The organism is Parahoeflea alexandrii, assembly GCF_027214025.1.
GTDB lineage: Bacteria > Pseudomonadota > Alphaproteobacteria > Rhizobiales > Rhizobiaceae > Hoeflea > Hoeflea alexandrii_A.
In genome coordinates this window covers 552,105-567,843 of record NZ_JAPWHB010000004.1, presented here as the reverse complement: position 1 = coordinate 567,843, position 15,739 = coordinate 552,105, and the positions used below count along the sequence as shown (strand labels likewise).

At 61.9% G+C, this 15,739-nt stretch carries 12 protein-coding genes; 4 read left to right on the top strand and 8 right to left on the bottom strand.

Going from position 1 to position 15,739, the window contains the following annotated elements; all coding sequences use genetic code 11:
* Positions 1 to 88 precede the first annotated feature (88 nt).
* The 5 genes from O4H62_RS16305 to O4H62_RS16285 all read right to left on the bottom strand — a co-directional run bounded on the left by O4H62_RS16305 (position 89) and on the right by O4H62_RS16285 (position 7,346).
* Positions 89 to 2,041: a 5'-nucleotidase C-terminal domain-containing protein gene (locus tag O4H62_RS16305; RefSeq protein WP_269389401.1), complete on the bottom strand. Its 1,953-nt coding sequence runs from the start codon at positions 2,039 to 2,041 to the stop codon at positions 89 to 91.
* Between the two features lie 140 nt (positions 2,042 to 2,181).
* Entirely contained in the window at positions 2,182 to 3,435 is a 1,254-nt protein-coding gene (locus O4H62_RS16300) for a phenylacetate--CoA ligase family protein (protein WP_269389399.1), read from the bottom strand.
* Between the two features lie 19 nt (positions 3,436 to 3,454).
* Positions 3,455 to 3,817, bottom strand: a complete 363-nt coding sequence (gene omp10 / locus O4H62_RS16295; protein ID WP_269389398.1) for an outer membrane lipoprotein Omp10 — start codon at positions 3,815 to 3,817, stop codon at positions 3,455 to 3,457.
* Between the two features lie 135 nt (positions 3,818 to 3,952).
* Positions 3,953 to 5,404 (bottom strand): homospermidine synthase, encoded by a 1,452-nt coding sequence (locus tag O4H62_RS16290; protein ID WP_269389397.1) that lies wholly within the window; start codon positions 5,402 to 5,404, stop codon positions 3,953 to 3,955.
* A gap of 94 nt (positions 5,405 to 5,498) precedes the next feature.
* Positions 5,499 to 7,346 (bottom strand): M3 family oligoendopeptidase, encoded by a 1,848-nt coding sequence (locus tag O4H62_RS16285; protein WP_269389395.1) that lies wholly within the window; start codon positions 7,344 to 7,346, stop codon positions 5,499 to 5,501.
* 185 nt (positions 7,347 to 7,531) lie between these two features.
* Between O4H62_RS16285 and O4H62_RS16280 the strand changes: the two genes are divergently transcribed.
* Positions 7,532 to 9,070 carry a sigma-54-dependent transcriptional regulator gene (locus O4H62_RS16280; protein WP_269389394.1) on the top strand — a complete coding sequence of 513 codons (1,539 nt, stop codon included), beginning with the start codon at positions 7,532 to 7,534 and terminating at the stop codon, positions 9,068 to 9,070.
* Positions 9,071 to 9,319: 249 nt separating this feature from the next.
* Positions 9,320 to 11,092, top strand: coding sequence for a DUF882 domain-containing protein (locus O4H62_RS16275; RefSeq protein ID WP_269389392.1), 1,773 nt, complete (start codon positions 9,320 to 9,322; stop codon positions 11,090 to 11,092).
* A 226-nt stretch (positions 11,093 to 11,318) separates the two neighbouring features.
* Here O4H62_RS16275 and O4H62_RS16270 read toward each other — a convergent pair whose 3' ends face one another.
* Positions 11,319 to 11,585, bottom strand: a complete 267-nt coding sequence (locus tag O4H62_RS16270) for a DUF2312 domain-containing protein (RefSeq protein WP_269389391.1) — start codon at positions 11,583 to 11,585, stop codon at positions 11,319 to 11,321.
* Between the two features lie 122 nt (positions 11,586 to 11,707).
* Positions 11,708 to 12,490, bottom strand: coding sequence for an N-formylglutamate amidohydrolase (locus O4H62_RS16265; RefSeq protein WP_269389389.1), 783 nt, complete (start codon positions 12,488 to 12,490; stop codon positions 11,708 to 11,710).
* 299 nt (positions 12,491 to 12,789) lie between these two features.
* On the opposite strand from O4H62_RS16265, the gene O4H62_RS16260 reads away from it, so the two are divergent.
* Together O4H62_RS16260 and pyk are read left to right on the top strand one after the other, a co-directional pair.
* Positions 12,790 to 13,185 (top strand): DUF1036 domain-containing protein, encoded by a 396-nt coding sequence (locus O4H62_RS16260; RefSeq protein WP_269389388.1) that lies wholly within the window; start codon positions 12,790 to 12,792, stop codon positions 13,183 to 13,185.
* Entirely contained in the window at positions 13,185 to 14,624 is a 1,440-nt protein-coding gene (gene pyk, locus O4H62_RS16255; RefSeq protein WP_269389387.1) for a pyruvate kinase, read from the top strand. The genes O4H62_RS16260 and pyk overlap by 1 nt, the downstream gene beginning before the upstream one ends.
* Before the next feature lie 49 nt (positions 14,625 to 14,673).
* On the opposite strand, the gene O4H62_RS16250 is transcribed toward pyk, so the two are convergent.
* Positions 14,674 to 15,717, bottom strand: coding sequence for an alpha/beta fold hydrolase (locus O4H62_RS16250; RefSeq protein ID WP_269389386.1), 1,044 nt, complete (start codon positions 15,715 to 15,717; stop codon positions 14,674 to 14,676).
* Between the last annotated feature and the right edge of the window lie 22 nt (positions 15,718 to 15,739).

Here is a 15,739-nt window from a genome sequence, read left to right as displayed (position 1 = left end):
CAATCTTCAGGGGATGCGGCTTTTTTACAAAATCCGCAAAACAAAAGGGCCCGGAAAACCGGGCCCTCTCTTCATGCTGACTGCAAAATCACTTGGCGGGGATCGAGAGCTTTTCGCCGATTACAAGATTTTTCGGATCCGCCGATGGATTGGCTTCCGCAATCCTGGTCCACATTGTGGCATCGCCGTAATAGGTCTTGGCGAGGTCCCACAGGTTGTCGCCGGAAGCCACAACGTGCTCCTTGCCTGACATCGCCGCATCTGCGGCGGGCTCTTCCTTGGTCATCGCTGCGCCTTCAGCCGGTGCAGCTTCCCCGGAAATCATCGGTGCTGACGTGGTCAGATCCTTGAATCCGGGCAGCGGCTCGGGCACCTGCACTGCTTCGGCTGCAGGTGCGGCTTCAGCGGCCGGAGCGGCGGCTTCCATCGGCTTTTCCGCAGCCGCCATCACACGCCCATCGGTGTACGGCGTGTAGGGATTGTTCTTGGCAAGATAGTCCGCGACCACCTGTTCAAGGCCCGGACCGTAGTCATAGGCATTCATGCCGCCCGACTTGAAGATCGAGTAGCCGTCGCCGCCACCACGCATGTAGTTGTTGGTTGCAACCATGTAGGTGGCTGCCGGGTCCATCGGCTCGAAGCCGTCGCCCTTCTTGACGTCGACCGAAACGATGCGGGAGCCTGGCTCGGCGGTCTTGTCAAAGGTGTAGCGAAGTCCTGCGACCTGTGCGAAGCGGCCAGCGCCTTCTTCGATCTGGCTGACGCCATTTTCGAGAGCGGCGACAACATCGGACCCCTTGAGTTCAAAGGTCGCCAACGTGTTCTGGAACGGCAGCACATTGAGCACTTCGCCCATGGTGATTTCGCCTGAATCGATCGAGGCGCGGAGACCGCCGCCATTCTGGATGGCAATGGTTACACCCTGATCGCCGACCCGGTCGAGCATGGCGTCGGCAACGAGATTGCCCATCGAGCATTCGCCGGCACGGCAGGTGTCGCGGCTGCCGTCGATATCCGAGGTGGATGCGGAAACGAGCTTTGTCTTGAGCTCTTCGATCGGCGCGCCGAGTTCCTTGATGCGCGCCAGAACTCCCTCATCGGGTACAATCGAGCTGTCGAGCAGGATCGGATCGCCCTTGGCTTCCTTCACCACGCCATTGTCATCGAAGGTGACCGAGAATTCGCCAAGATATTTCGAGTAGGACGCTGCCTGCGTCACCGGCACCTTGTAGCCCTCGGGGTTGTCGATCATCGTCGGATAGGGCCCTTCGGCCTTTTCGTCGGTGTTGGACAGAAGCGAGTGCGAATGGCCACCGACGACGACATCGACGCCCGGGATCTTCGCGATCATTTCCTTGTCGCGCGGGTAGCCGACATGGGTCAGCGCAATGATCTTGTTGATGCCCTGGGCCTGAAGCTTTTCGACTTCGGCAGTGATTGTGTTGATGTCATCGGCAATCAGGATGTTGGGGCCGGGAGAGGCAATCTCCGGAGTGTCGTTGGTGACGGCACCGACAATACCGATCTTCTCGCCACCGACTTCGAGCACGATCGACGGCTTGATACGGTCGCCGACCTTCGACGATGCGCTGGCCGCAACGTTGGCGGACAGAACCGGGAACGCGATCACGTCGAGGAATGGAACCAGTGCCTCTTCGCCGTCGTCAAATTCATGGTTGCCGACAGTCATGGCATCGAATTTCATCTGGTTGAGGAATTCGGCTTCGACCGCACCCTTGTAGGTGGTGTAGAACAACGAGCCCTGGAAGTTGTCGCCGCCGTTGAGCAGCAGGACATTCTCGCCCTCAAGCGCCTTGCGGCGATCGGCGATAGCCGTCACCAGGCGCGCGGCGCCACCGAAGCACTTGCCTTCGGTCTCGTCTTCTGCCGAGCAGGTGGATTCGTACTTGTTGTTGGATTCGATACGGCTGTGCCAGTCATTGATGTGCATGATCGTCAAGGTATAGTCGGCGAAGGCCGCGCCTGACGTCACTCCGAGGACCGATACGGTCAACAAAGCACGCTTGATGATTTTGTTCATGGAATAGCTCCCTGTTTCGCTGCTCACAGCGTGCCAGAGCCAGCCCTTGCGGACGCTCACGGCAGGCTTGGCGGGATGGTTTCACTAACGGCAGGGAACTTCAAGTGCCGGATATCGCCGGGGCGATATTTTGGCTGGATTCAAGCCGTGTAATCGCGCTCGTCGGCAATCACCTTGCCGTCATTGGGCAGGCTTGAAGGGGCGACGATTTCCACCGTTCCGCGGAGTTTGGCGATGGCCGTCAATGTCGCCTCGATGTCGCTGGCCACGGGAGCGGCGCCGGCTGCCGGCTCAACCCTGAGGGTCATCACATCGGCATCATTGGAGCGGCTGACGACCAGACGCGCCCGGCCAATCTCGGGATGCGCCTTGAGGATTTCGGCCACCTGCTTGGGATCGACGAACATGCCCTTGATCTTGGTGCGCTGGTCGGCGCGGCCCATCCAGCCCTGGATGCGGGGAGCCGTCCGGCCGCAAGGCGACAGGCCAGGCAGGATCGCCGACAGATCGCCGGTGCCGAAACGGATCAGTGGGTAGCCGGGATTGAGGGTGGTCACCACGAGTTCGCCGACCTCGCCCTCGGGCACCGGATCGCCGGTGCCGGGACGGACGATTTCGACGATCATGTTCTCGTTGACGATCATGCCCGGATGCGGCGCGCCATCGGCATTGGCACTCTCGTAGGCAATCACACCAAGATCGGCGGTGGCGTAGCTCTGAAGCACCGATACGCCACGATCTGCATAATACTGACGCAAGGAGGGAAACAGCGCCCCGCCCGAGACCAGTGCACGCTTGATAGACGAGAGATCGCTGCCCAGCTCGTCGGCTTTTTCGAGGATGGTCTTGAGGTAATCCGGCGTTCCGGTGAAGCCCGAGGGTTTCAGTCTCCTGGCCGCGTCGACCTGGGCTTCGGTGTTGCCAACGCCGGCGGGAAACACCAGGCAGCCCAGAGCGCGTGCGCCCTCGTCGAGAATGAAGCCGCCAGGGGTCATGTGATAGGCAAGGCTGTTGTGGACCAGATCACCGGAACGAAACCCCGCGGCGAACAGCGCGCGCGCCGCGGACCAGGGGTCGGCGCCAAGGCCCTGCGGTTCCCAGACCGGGCCAGGTGACATGAAGACGCGGTTGCCCTTGAGCGCATCTGGATCGGCGAGGCCACCGAACGGCGGATTGGCCTCCTGCATCTGCATCAGATCCGGCTTGCGCAGGACCGGAAGTGCGGCCAGGGCAGGCCGGTCGACAAGACTTGCGGGATCCGGATGACCGAGCCAGGCATCGAGTGCGGGAAGCCGCTTGAGGCTGCGGCTCAACAGTGTCCTCAGGCCCTCAAACGTCTGCTGTTCGCGGATTTCGGGCGCACGCGTTTCGCGATCATCGAAATGGCTGGTCATGACAGGGGCCTGTGCTTGCTTAGATGCGGCGTACCAGGGTGAACTGGGCACCCGTGGACGAGGTGCAGTTGAGCTGCGACGGGGTGGCAAGCGCGCAATTGACCCGCGAGGTGGTCTGCCGCAGCAGCGAAGTCAGCTCGATCTCGACGATCTGATCCGACACGTAGCGATAGGACCCCTCCGCCAGCAACGAGTTGGTGTCGGTGGTGCGGGTTTCGAAGCGGCCATTGTAGAAGCTGGATATGATGCCGTTGGGGTCGGTCCACTGGCCATCGATCCCCTGCGGCTGCACTTCCACGGGACGGGGCGAGTAGGTCGCCGACTGACAGGCGGCAAGCAAACCGGCAAGTGCGCCAATGACGATGATGCGATTTAGGTTCATGATCCGGTGTTCCCCTCGAGCCGTCATCAATATGATTCCATCTATGAAAGAATGCAGCGCCGGCGTGTTGAAAGCAAGGCAGCACCTTGCCGGCGGGCCTTGCGGCCCGGCCGGCGGTCGAAGCCGATCTCGAGTCTAGTGGACCAGGACGTTGCGGAACTGCCAGGGATCGCTCTTGTCGATGTCTTCCGGGAACAGTCCCGGACGGCCATCAAGTGGTGTCCAGTCGGTGTAGTGACCTTCGACCGGCCCGAGATAGGGCGTCTGCACTTCGAGGCAGCGCTTGTAGTCGATCTCGTCGGCCTCGACGATGCCTGCCTGCGGGTTTTCCAGCGCCCAGACCATGCCGGCGAGCACGGCCGAGGTGACCTGCATGCCGGTGGCGTTCTGATAGGGGGCGAGCCGGCGGGTTTCCTCCAGCGACAGGCGCGAGCCATACCAGTAGGCGTTCTTGTCGTGACCATAGAGCAGCACGCCGAGCTCATCGAGACCCTCGACCAGCTCGTTTTCGTCGAGCACGTGCAGGACCGGCTGGGCGTTGCCGCCATTGCCAAACATCTCGTGCAGCGACAGCACGGCGTCATTGGCCGGATGATAGGCATAGTGGCAGGTCGGGCGGTAGGTGACGTCGCCGTCCTTGTTCTTGACAGTGAAATAGTCGGCAATCGAGATCGACTCGTTGTGGGTGACGAGGAAGCCGTATTGCGGGCCGGGAGTCGGGCACCAAGTACGAACCCGCGTGTTGGCGCCGGGCTGCTCGAGATAGATCGCCGCCTTGCAGCCTTTCTTATGCTTCTTGGCGTTTTTCGGCATCCAGTTTTCATGGGTGCCCCAGCCGAGTTCGGCCGGCTGCAGCCCCTCGGAAATAAAGCCTTCCACCGACCAGGTGTTCCAGAAGACGTTGAGCGGCTTGGGCGTCTTGGTCAGCTGGGTATCGCGCTCGGCGATGTGGACGCCCTTGACGCCGACCTTCTTCATCAGCTTGGCCCAGCCTTCACGGTCGTGCTGGTCGGGCTCCTCGAACTTGATGCCGAGATTATTGGCGAGGTTGACCAGAGCTTGCTTGACGAACCAGGACACCATGCCGGGGTTGGCGCCGCAGGTGGACACGGCGGTGGTGCCGCCGGGGTTCTTCTTCTTCTCGTGGCGCATGGTCTCGCGCAGGGCGTAATTCGTGCGCTCGGAATTCTTCATGTTCTTGTCGAAGTAGAAGCCGAGCCACGGCTCGACCACGGTGTCGATGTAGAGAACATCGAGTTTGCGGCACAGCTTCATCAGGTCGACCGAACCGGTGTCGACGGAGAGGTTGACGCAGAAGCCCTGGCCACCGCCCTCAGTGAGCAGCGGCTTGAGCAGTTCCTTGTAATTGTCCTTGGTCACATGCGCCTTGACGTGCCGGATGCCGTGCTGGGCGAGGATCTCCATGTCGGCAGCATCGTCGCGCGGGTCGATCACAACCATCCTGCTCTTGTCGAACTTGAAGTGACGTTCGATGAGCGGGAGGGTGCCTCGGCCGATGGAGCCGAAACCGATCATCACGATCGGGCCGGTGATTTCCCCGTAAACCGGATAATCCTCGTGGGACATGTCATTCGCTCCAAAAAATGGCGCTGCAGCCGTCTGCGGCGATTGCGGCGGCTAAACCATACTTCTCTGTTACAATAAAGCGAAATCAGACGGGTCAGCCGTCCATGGCATCGAGTTCGTCGATCAATCCCTCTATCATCGAAAGACCCTGGTTCCAGAAACCGGGATCCGATGCATCAAGTCCGAACGGCGCGAGAAGTTCCGTGTGATGCTTGGTGCCGCCGGCCTTGAGCATGTCGAAATAGCGCTCGCGGAACCCGTCCGGGGTTTTCTCGTAGACAGAGTAGAGCGAGTTCACCAGACAGTCCCCGAACGCGTAGGCGTAGACATAGAACGGCGAATGGATGAAATGCGGGATATAGGCCCAGAAGGTCTCGTATCCTTCCGACAGGTTGACCGCCGGACCGAGGCTTTCCGACTGCACGTCCAGCCAGAGTTTTCCAAGTTGCTCCGACGTCAGCTCTCCTTCGCGGCGCGCGGTGTGCACCCGTCTTTCGAATTCGTAGAACGCGATCTGGCGGACCACGGTGTTGATCATGTCCTCGACCTTCTGGGCGAGCATGGCCTTGCGTTCGCGGCGGTCGGTCGTGCGTTCGAGCAGGGCGCGGAAGGTCAGCATTTCGCCAAACACCGAGGCGGTCTCGGCAAGGGTGAGCGGCGTTGACGACATCAGCGCGCCCTGGGCGCCCGCCAGAACCTGATGAACCCCATGGCCAAGCTCATGCGCCAGCGTCATCACGTCGCGGGGCTTGCCCAGGTAATTGACCAGCACATAGGGGTGAACGGAAGGCACGGTCGGGTGGGCGAATGCCCCCGACATCTTGCCCGGACGGCTCGGGGCGTCGATCCAGCTGCGATCAAAGAAGCGGCGGGCGATGTCGGCCATTTCGGGGGCAAAGCCGTGATAGGCCGACAGGACCGTGTTCTTTGCCTCGTCCCATGCGATGGTTTCGCGCGGCGTTTCCGGCAGGGGCGCATTGCGGTCCCAGAATTCCAGCTTTTCCAGTCCAAGCCAGCGGGCTTTCATGGCGTAATAGCGATGCGACAGCCGCGGGCTGGCTTCGCGGACAGCCTGGGCGAGGGCGTCAACGACTGGCCGCTCCACCCGGTTGGCCAGGTGACGGCTGTCGGCGATGTCTTCGAAGCCTCGCCAGCGGTCGGAGATTTCCTTGTCCTTGGCGAGCGTGTTGGTGATCAGGGTGAAGGTGCGCAGGTTTTCCTTGAAGGTTGCGGCCAGCGCCAGGCCGGCTTTCTTGCGCTTTGCGCCATCGGCATCCTGCAACAGCGACAGGGTGACCTCGAGCGGCAGCGGTTCATCATCGATGGTGAATTCGAGGCTGCTCATGGTTTCATCGAACAGCCGGTTCCAGGCGGCATGCCCGGTCATCGACTTTTCATGGAATAGCTGCTCGATCCTGTCTTCGAGCTGGTAGGGCCGATCCAGCCTGAGGTCATGGATCCAGGGGGTGTAGCGGGCGGCGCGAGGATCCCGGTTCAGACTTTCCTCGATCAGGGCGTCGTCGATCCGGTTGAGTTCGAGCGCGAAGAACAGAAGATGGGCGCTGATGTCGGTCATCGCGCTCTGCACGTCGCCATAGAACTTGGCGATCGCCGGGTCGGAGGTGTTGGTGAAGTAGGCAAGACCTGCATATGAGATGATCCGGCCCAGCAACTCCTCGAGCTTTTCGTAGGCTTCGATTGCCGCGCCTAGGCCCTCATCGCCGGTGTTGCCGGCGGCTTCGGCGATCCTGCCCTTCCAGCGCGTTTCGAAGCTTTCCGCGCCGGTTCGCGCGGCGGCGAGATCTGCCTTGAACTCGGGCGCCTCCGGACCTGAATAGAGATCGCCGAGATTCCAGCCCGGCAGATTCCCGAGAGCGGCTTCGCTTCCCCGGGCCGTTGCGGGCGCACGGACTGGCGTATGGTCCAGAATCGACTTCGGCATCAGGGCACTCACTTTCATCTTCAGAACCGGGACTCAAAGGGGACGGCCGGGTGACGCCCGGTTTTACCGGCAGCGACGATTAAAATGCAAACATTTCTCGAAATCCGATTTTCAGCCTTTGCTGTCACTCTCGGGCAATGGTCAGAACCCTTCATGATGCCACCGGGAACGAGGAAACAAGATCCGTGTCCAAACGAATTTTGATTGTTGATGACGACCCGGTTCAACGCCGACTGCTCAAGGCGGCTGCGGAAAAAGCCGGCTACGATGTCGAGCTGTTGACCGAGGGGCGGTCGGCGCTTGCGCGCTTGATCGAACCGGAACACGGTTTTGATGCTGTCGTGCTCGATCTCATGATGCCGGAAATGGGCGGACTGGAAGTGCTCGAACGGCTTTCCGCCGCGGGCAGCACAACGCCGGTCATCGTGCAGACCGGGCAGGGCGGCATCGAGACCGTGGTCAAGGCAATGCGCGCCGGTGCTTTCGATTTCGTCGTCAAGCCTGTGTCGCCGGAGCGCCTGGCGCTGGCGCTGGGCAACGCGCTCAAGGCCTCGCGCATCAATTCGGTGCCGATGCCTTCGGTGCGGCACACCGGCTTCAATGGCATCGTGGCGGCCAGCCCTGCCATGGAACGGGTGATTTCGCTCGGCCGCCGCGCCGCGGCATCGACCATTCCGGTTGTGCTCGAAGGTGAGTCCGGCGTTGGCAAGGAAATGATCGCCCACGCCGTCCAGTCCGAAAGCGGACGGCGCAACAAGCCGTTTGTCACGGTCAATTGCGGGGCTATTCCCGAGAATCTGGTCGAGAGCATTCTGTTCGGCCATGAAAAGGGGGCCTTCACCGGCGCCACGGAACGGCATGCCGGCAAGTTTGTCGAGGCCGACGGCGGGACGCTGTTCCTGGACGAAGTCGGCGAGCTGCCGCTTGACGTCCAGGTCAAGCTGTTGCGCGCCGTGCAGATGGGCGAGATCGAAACCGTGGGCTCACGGATGCCCAGGAAGGTGGATATCCGGCTGATTTCCGCCACCAACAAGGACCTGATCGAGGAGGTCAAGGCCGGCCGGTTCCGCGAGGATCTGTACTACAGGCTCAATGTGTTCCCGATCCACGTTCCGGCCTTGCGCAAGCGCAAGGAAGACATTCCGCAACTGGTGCGCCACTTCACCGAGCGATATGCCGGTGTCATCGGCGGGCGACGCATTCGCAGCATCGCGCCCGATGCGATGGCACTGCTGACCGCCCATGACTGGCCGGGAAACATCCGCGAGCTGGAGAATGCGATTCACAGGGCCATCGTGCTTTGCGACGGCGACACGCTGACCATCGACCTGTTCCCGCAGATCGCCGCGCAGATACCCGGCTACAGTCTTGAGCCCACCGGCTCTGACAGGGAAGCTCCGGCCGGTTCGGGGGACGTGCCGGAGGCGCTCGATCTGACGCCGCAGCCAGCCGTTTCAGTCAAGGACCCGGTTGCCTATCCCGAGATCAGCGAGCCGCTCATTCCCGCCGACAGCGGCATGCCCGCGGTCAATGCCGTGACGCCCGAAGGCGAAGTCCGCCGGCTTGCCGAGGTTGAGGAGGAACTGATCCGCTTCGCCTTGTCCTTCTATCGCGGCCAGATGAGCGAAGTCGCCCGCAGGCTCGGGATCGGCCGCTCGACCCTGTACCGGAAACTGAAGGACTACGCGATCAATCCGGATGATCCCGACCGGGAGGCAGCGTGAAACAGTATTTTCGTCCCATGGTGAAATTACTGTTGCCGGTTTGATCTGCTTCATTCCCTGTTAAGTGATCATTCACTATAAGTGTCCCTGCAGCGATGCTTGGCAGCGATTGCCATTGTGTCACCGCATTTGATCACCAAATGGTGATCTGTAACGGTTTTCCGGCGCCCGGGGACAGCATTGGCGACATTGAACACAGTTTCAGTCCTGACACAGGCCACGTGTTGCACCGGTGTGCAAATCTGGCACATGATGCGTATTGCCGTGGCCCGGGTGGTTCTGCTGGCGATCATCGCGGTTTCAGCCGGGTTCGCGGCGATGCCGGAAGCGTCTGCGGAAACACGGTCTCTCAAGCTCTATTACCTGCATACCAAGGAAAAGGCCGAGATTGTTTTCAAGCGCAATGGCCAATACGACAAGGCCGGCCTGAACAAGCTCAACCGTTTCCTCAGGGACTGGCGGCGCAATGAACCGACCAACATGGATCCTCGCCTGTTCGACCTGGTCTGGGAAGTCTACAGGCAGGTCGGTGCGCGGGACTACATCAATGTCGTTTCCGCCTACCGGTCGCCGGCGACCAATGAGATGCTGCGGCGGACCCGCGGCGGGCAGGCCAAGAAAAGCCAGCACATGCTCGGCAAGGCAATGGATTTCTACATTCCCGGCGTGAAGCTGAGCAAGCTTCGCGCCACGGCCATGAAAATGCAGGGCGGCGGGGTCGGCTATTATCCGAAATCCGGATCGCCCTTCGTGCATCTCGATGTTGCCGGCGTGCGTGCCTGGCCGCGGATGAGCCGGCAGGAACTGGTCAGCCTGTTCCCGGACGGCAAGACCCTCCATTTGCCGCCGGATGGCAAGCCGCTCCCTGGCTATCAAACCGCGCTGGCGGAATACAAGCGGCGTGGCGGAGCGATCGCCTCTTCCAGCGGCGGTAATGTCGCTTCCGACAAGAATACCAAGCGCTCGGGCGGATTGCTGGCGGCCCTGTTCGGCGGCGGCGACGAGGATGAGGAGCCGGAAGCAATTGCGGCGGCGCCAAAACCGGTGCCCGCACCACCGCAGACACAAATCGCAGCGCTGCCGGGCGTTCTGGATACACCGGCGGAAGTGGCGCCCGCAGCAGTTGAGACGGCCTTGGCCTTGCCGGCACAGCCACCCATCCCGGTGGCGCGCCCGGTGATCGAACAGCCGCAGCCGGTAGTGGTGGCAGCGCTTGCTCCACCTGCGCCGGTCTTGCCGGCACAAAGCGAAATCAATGCATTCGCTGCAGCCGCAAATGCCGATGTCGTGCCAGAGGAATCTCAACAGATCGATCTGGCGAGCATTCGCGCACCGATCCCGCAATTGCTGGCTGAACGGGCCGTCGCGCCGGAACCTGCTGCCCCAGAAGCTTCTGCCGATGTCGCGGCCGTCGAATTGGCAGCACTTCCGGTCCCCAGCCTGATAAAGGCGCGGATGCAGATCGATACGTCGGAACAGCCCGTACAAGACCAGGAGATTGCCGCGGCACTGGTCGACCGGGCGGCCGAGGCTGCACCGATCCCTGCTGAAGCGGATACACGCCTGCCATCCGCCGCGGATTTCATCCCGTTGCCGATACGCCGGCCGGGAGATCGCGCAGCCGACCGGGTTGCGACTGCACCGCGCGAAGTCGAAATGGCATCGCTGGCCCCCGTGCAACGGGGCGCGCGGGTTGCCAGCCTGTCGGCAAGCGTCGCCGCATCCCGCAAGGGTGACCGGCCGACGGCCGTGGCGGCGGCAGAGCAACCGCAGCGCACGTCGATCCGGACCGAACCCAAGCTGACGGACACCATCATCTCGAAATGGGCGCTGGCCCAGGACCGCGTCAAGAAGATGGCGACGCCGCCCGGCAAGCCGCGCAAGTTCGTTGGCGCCCAGCTTCGGGCTGCTCCGACGGTTGTCTATGCAAACGGGTTTGCGCCCGGCGGCGGGGAGCTGCCGCACAATCAGTTCACCGGCTCGGCCGTCAATTTCATCACCGTCGCGCGATTCGACAACTGACGCCGACGGACAATTCCGGCACGGCGGTTGATCGCTGATTGCGCGCGATAGGGCGATTGCGCGAAAAGCCGGCGCCGGGTGCAAGCAGACTTCGGCCGACTTCAGGACCTTGCTGATATAAAACGACAACGCCGCGTGTTCGATCAAACACGCGGCGTTGTGAGTCTGGAACTGTCCAAAGGCCTGCATACCCACAGGAAACCCTGTGAGCGCGGGCGGCTTCGGGTCAGATTGCGTCTTCGGGCTCGGGCGCCATGCCCAGCGCGTGCAGGTAGGTATCAAGGATCGCCTCCTGCTCGAGACGGTCGTTCTGGTCCTGCTTGCGGATGGCGACGACCTTGCGAAGCACCTTGGTGTCGTAGCCGTTTGCCTTTGCCTCGCCGTAGACATCCTTGATGTCGTCGGCGATGGTTTTCTTCTCTTCTTCCAACCGTTCAATGCGTTCGACAATGGAACGGAGCTGGTCGCGGGCGACGGCGCCGGCATCGGACATGAGGTCTCTCCTGTTAGGACAATGAGGGGTAAAATGCGTAAGGCTTCAAGTGCCCAAACAGGGGCCTGGGGTCAAGGGCGTTTGAGCCATACCCCGGGAATAATCCCGATTTTCACCGGTCGCTAAGCCACGCGCGACCCATGCAGCTCGACCTGGTGCAATTCCGGCAGCCCGGTCAGGTCCATAAGGATCGGCGCAAGCCGTTCGACCCAGGAATCAACGCCGGAAGCGTCGCCGATCAGGTCCTGGCGAATCTCGAGAAGCGCATGCGGCAGCCCGGTCATCGAACAGTGCCTGTGCATGGTGTCGCCCCTGAGCGCCCCGTCATAAGGTTCATTGTCGCCGACGACCAGAGCGGGGTCCGTCCCCAGGGCATTGATCAGGGCGTGCGCCGCCCGCGGATCGGTATCCCATAGAATGCCGGCATGCCAGGGCCGTGGCACGCCTTTCCAGGCAGGGGTGAAGGAGTGAATCGAGATGATCAGCGGCGCCGTGCCGGCCTTGCGCCAAGTTTCGGTAATAACCGTGGAGACGGCGTCATGATAGGGCCGGTGAAACAGGTTGAGGCGGCGTTCCCGCTCTTCGGCGGTGAGCGGGTGATTGGCCGGGATGACCATCCCGTCCGAGAGTTTCATGATCAGGGTCGGGTCGTCCTCGCCCCGGTTGGGATCGATCAGCAAGCGTGAAAAACAGCCGAGAACCGCGGGAACCCCCAGCCGGGCTGCGAGTCCGCGGGTCACATCCTCGACGCCGATATCATAGGCGATATGGCGCGTGAATGCCTGCGCAGGCAGGCCGAGATCGCCATATTCGGCAGGAAGTCGGTTCATCGCATGATCGGCGAGAATCACCAGGGAATGGTTCGGATCGCCGGGAATGATCTCAAAAGGCTGAAAGCCTGACATGACGGGTACTGGGGCCAAGTTTGAAGGAAGTGCGGTTGACCGGATCAATTGCACAGCCGTGCTCTGTGGGCAACCGTCCGGAGTGGTACTTCATCTGCCATAAACATTTACAGGTGCATGATGTGAACGAAGCTTGCCTTTAGTCTAGCGTCTTTCGTTGACTTTCATGGCCCCCCGGCGCAAAAAGCAAAGCACAAATCGAGAGCGGAGACTGACCGAAATTGTTGTTTCGCAAGTTGCCAAAAGCCTATCTCCCCATCGTCAGATTCGCTGCGCTCATACCTCTGACTGCCGGAGCGATGATGCTTGCCTCGGCCCAGGAGGCGAGGGCTGACTTTCGGGTCTGCAATGGAACGCAGTCGCTTGTCGGCGGCGCTATCGGATACCGCACAGAGGAAGGCTGGGTGACGGAGGGCTGGTGGCAGATCCCCGCCAATTCCTGCGCCACCCTGATCGAGGGACAGCTGGGATCTCGTTATTATTACCTCTACGCAGAGGACGCCGGCGGCGGTGGCCGTTGGGCCGGTGACATCAACATGTGTGTCGCCGACAATGAATTTCGCATTGTCGGCGTCGAGGACTGTTTCGCCCGTGGTTTCCAGCGCGTGGGATTCAAGGAATACGATACCGGGAGACAGGGCAGCTGGATGGTCCAGCTATCGGATGCCCCGGAAGCGCCAGAAAGCCAGAATTGATGAAGCGGCTACGCAATGTAAAAATACTCGCGACCCTAGGTCCTGCCTCATCGGAAGAGGCAATGATCCAGAAGCTGCACGAAGCCGGCGCTGATCTGTTCCGCATCAACATGAGCCATTCGAGCCATGAGCTGATGCGTACGCTGGTAGGCCGTATTCGCGCGGTGGAGAAGACCTGCGGCCGGCCGATCGGCATCCTTGCCGATCTGCAGGGACCAAAACTGCGGGTGGGCAAGTTCGCGGACGGATCGGTGACGCTCAAGGCAGGGCAGACGTTCACCCTCGACAATAAGGATCTCCCTGGCGACGCGACGCGGGTTTTTCTGCCGCACCCCGAGATCCTTGAGGCCGTGCAGCCAGGTCACCGCTTGCTGATCGACGATGGCCGGCTGCAGTTACTGGCTGTCGAATCCAACAAGACATCGATTGTCTGCACTGTCGTCAGCGGGACCAAGATCTCCGATCGGAAAGGCGTCAGCCTGCCCGACACCACACTCGGCGTCGGGGCGCTGACCGAGAAGGACCGCAGCGATCTCGATGCGATCCTGGCCGTCGGCGATGTCGACTGGGTGGCCTTGTCGTTCATTCAGCGGCCGGAGGATCTTGCCGAAGTCCGCAAGATCGCGCGCGGCCGCGTCGGCCTGATGTCGAAGATCGAGAAGCCGCAAGCGCTTGAATGCATCGACGAGATCATCGAATTGTCGGATGCGTTGATGGTTGCGCGCGGCGACCTCGGGGTGGAAATGCCGATCGAGTCGGTTCCCGGCATCCAGAAGCAGCTGACCCGCGCCTGCCGCAGGGCCGGCAAGCCGGTCGTGGTTGCCACGCAGATGCTGGAATCGATGATCTCGGCGCCCGTCCCGACCCGGGCCGAGGTGTCCGACGTCGCCACGGCGGTGTTCGAAGGTGCGGACGCGGTGATGCTGTCGGCGGAATCCGCTGCCGGCGATTATCCCGTCGAAGCCGTCGAGATGATGGCCTCGATCGCCCGCAAGGTGGAGCGCGATCCGAACTATCCCGGCATCATCTATTCCCAGCGTCCGCAACCGGATGCGACCGGTGCGGATGCGATTTCGCTCGCTGCCCGGCAGATTGCCGAAACGCTCAACCTGTCCGCAATCGTCTGCTACACATCATCGGGCAACACCGGCCTGCGCGCCGCGCGGGAACGGCCGCAGGTGCCGATCATCGCCCTGTCGCCGGTCTTCCATACGGCGCGGCGGCTTTCGGTCGTCTGGGGGCTGCATTGCGTGGTCACCCAGGATGCCACCGATCTCGATGACATGGTCGACCGCGCCTGCCGGATTGCCTTCCGTGAGGGGTTCGGCAAGCCAGGCGACCGCATCATCATTTCCGCCGGCGTCCCGCTCGGAACTCCCGGCTCAACCAACATGCTGCGGATCGCCTATATCGGATCCGACGGGATGACCGGGATCTGAGTTTCCGTCGGGAAGTCCCCGTTTTCGATTGGATGACGGCAGCTCGGTACTAGCCAGGGCAGACGGCGTTGTCTGTGGCCAACGAGGCCTCGGCCGTCGCCGCGGCGACCTTCAGATCGACATCGATCCCGGCCACTTTCTCGATGGCACGGACAGCGAGATCCGTTGTCACGTGATCCGGCTTGTGGCCGAGATTGCGGATCCAGACGAGTTCTGCGCCGTCGATGTCGCGGGCCAGCCCCTCCGAGTGGATGTGAGCCAGAACGACCGAATCGCTGTCGCCGGTGACAATCACGGTCGGGCTCTTGATCTCCGTGTACCGCGGCGCGACCCGGGTCACATAGGGCTTGAGGTTGGCGACATCGATGGCGTTGTTGCGGAAGGCCTGCGGTCTTAACACCAGAGCCGGGGCGGTCTTGTCGACATAGTCGACCGGCTTCGGATTGGGCGCGAAGACGCAGGCCGATCCGCTTTCCAGGCGGGTCAGGCCGGCTGGAAGCGCCAGCGTGTTGGCAAACAGCGGGCCGATCAGCGGCGTGCGGGTCAGGCCGTAGTACCAGGCAATGCCGCCGGGCCATGAGTGGGTGGCAGGCGCAAGGAAGACCAGGCCTTCCGTCATCTGAGGATGAGCGAGCGCAAAACTTGCCGCGATCGCGCCGCCGAAGGAATGGCCGATGATGATGGCGCTGGATATGCCCTTGGCCTGCATGGCGCGGGCGATGGCTGCGGCTTGCCCGTCGGGCGTATTGTTGGCCGCGTCCCCGCGTTCGGACCAGCCATGGCCGGGCCGGTCGATGAACAGCATTTCGGCCCGCCCCTCGAGTTTGGGTCGAAACGGGACTTCCTGATCGAGCAGATTGCCGCTGGCGCCATGGATGAAAACCAGCGGCGGAAGGTCGGCGCCCTCCGGACGCGGCACATGCACGGCATGAAGCCTGTAGCCACCGACATCGATCATCTCGCCTGTCGGCGGATGTCGGGCCTCGATTTCACGCGCCTTCAGTCTGGTCCATACCGCGAGACCGGCCAACAACAGCAGAATGCTACTTATCAGGATTATCATGATGGTCCGGACCGGTCTTCGTGCGAGCATGAGGGATCATTGCCGATTGGTG

Bases quoted from the DNA above. Each gene is read 5' to 3' on its own strand.
- O4H62_RS16305 (WP_269389401.1), bottom strand. From the start codon at position 2,041: ATGAACAAAATCATCAAGCGTGCTTTGTTGACCGTATCGGTCCTCGGA.
- O4H62_RS16300 (WP_269389399.1), bottom strand. From the start codon at position 3,435: ATGACCAGCCATTTCGATGATCGCGAAACGCGTGCGCCCGAAATCCGC.
- omp10 (WP_269389398.1), bottom strand. From the start codon at position 3,817: ATGAACCTAAATCGCATCATCGTCATTGGCGCACTTGCCGGTTTGCTT.
- O4H62_RS16290 (WP_269389397.1), bottom strand. From the start codon at position 5,404: ATGTCCCACGAGGATTATCCGGTTTACGGGGAAATCACCGGCCCGATC.
- O4H62_RS16285 (WP_269389395.1), bottom strand. From the start codon at position 7,346: ATGCCGAAGTCGATTCTGGACCATACGCCAGTCCGTGCGCCCGCAACG.
- O4H62_RS16275 (WP_269389392.1), top strand. From the start codon at position 9,320: ATGATGCGTATTGCCGTGGCCCGGGTGGTTCTGCTGGCGATCATCGCG.
- O4H62_RS16270 (WP_269389391.1), bottom strand. From the start codon at position 11,585: ATGTCCGATGCCGGCGCCGTCGCCCGCGACCAGCTCCGTTCCATTGTC.
- O4H62_RS16265 (WP_269389389.1), bottom strand. From the start codon at position 12,490: ATGTCAGGCTTTCAGCCTTTTGAGATCATTCCCGGCGATCCGAACCAT.
- O4H62_RS16260 (WP_269389388.1), top strand. From the start codon at position 12,790: ATGATGCTTGCCTCGGCCCAGGAGGCGAGGGCTGACTTTCGGGTCTGC.
- pyk (WP_269389387.1), top strand. From the start codon at position 13,185: ATGAAGCGGCTACGCAATGTAAAAATACTCGCGACCCTAGGTCCTGCC.
- O4H62_RS16250 (WP_269389386.1), bottom strand. From the start codon at position 15,717: ATGCTCGCACGAAGACCGGTCCGGACCATCATGATAATCCTGATAAGT.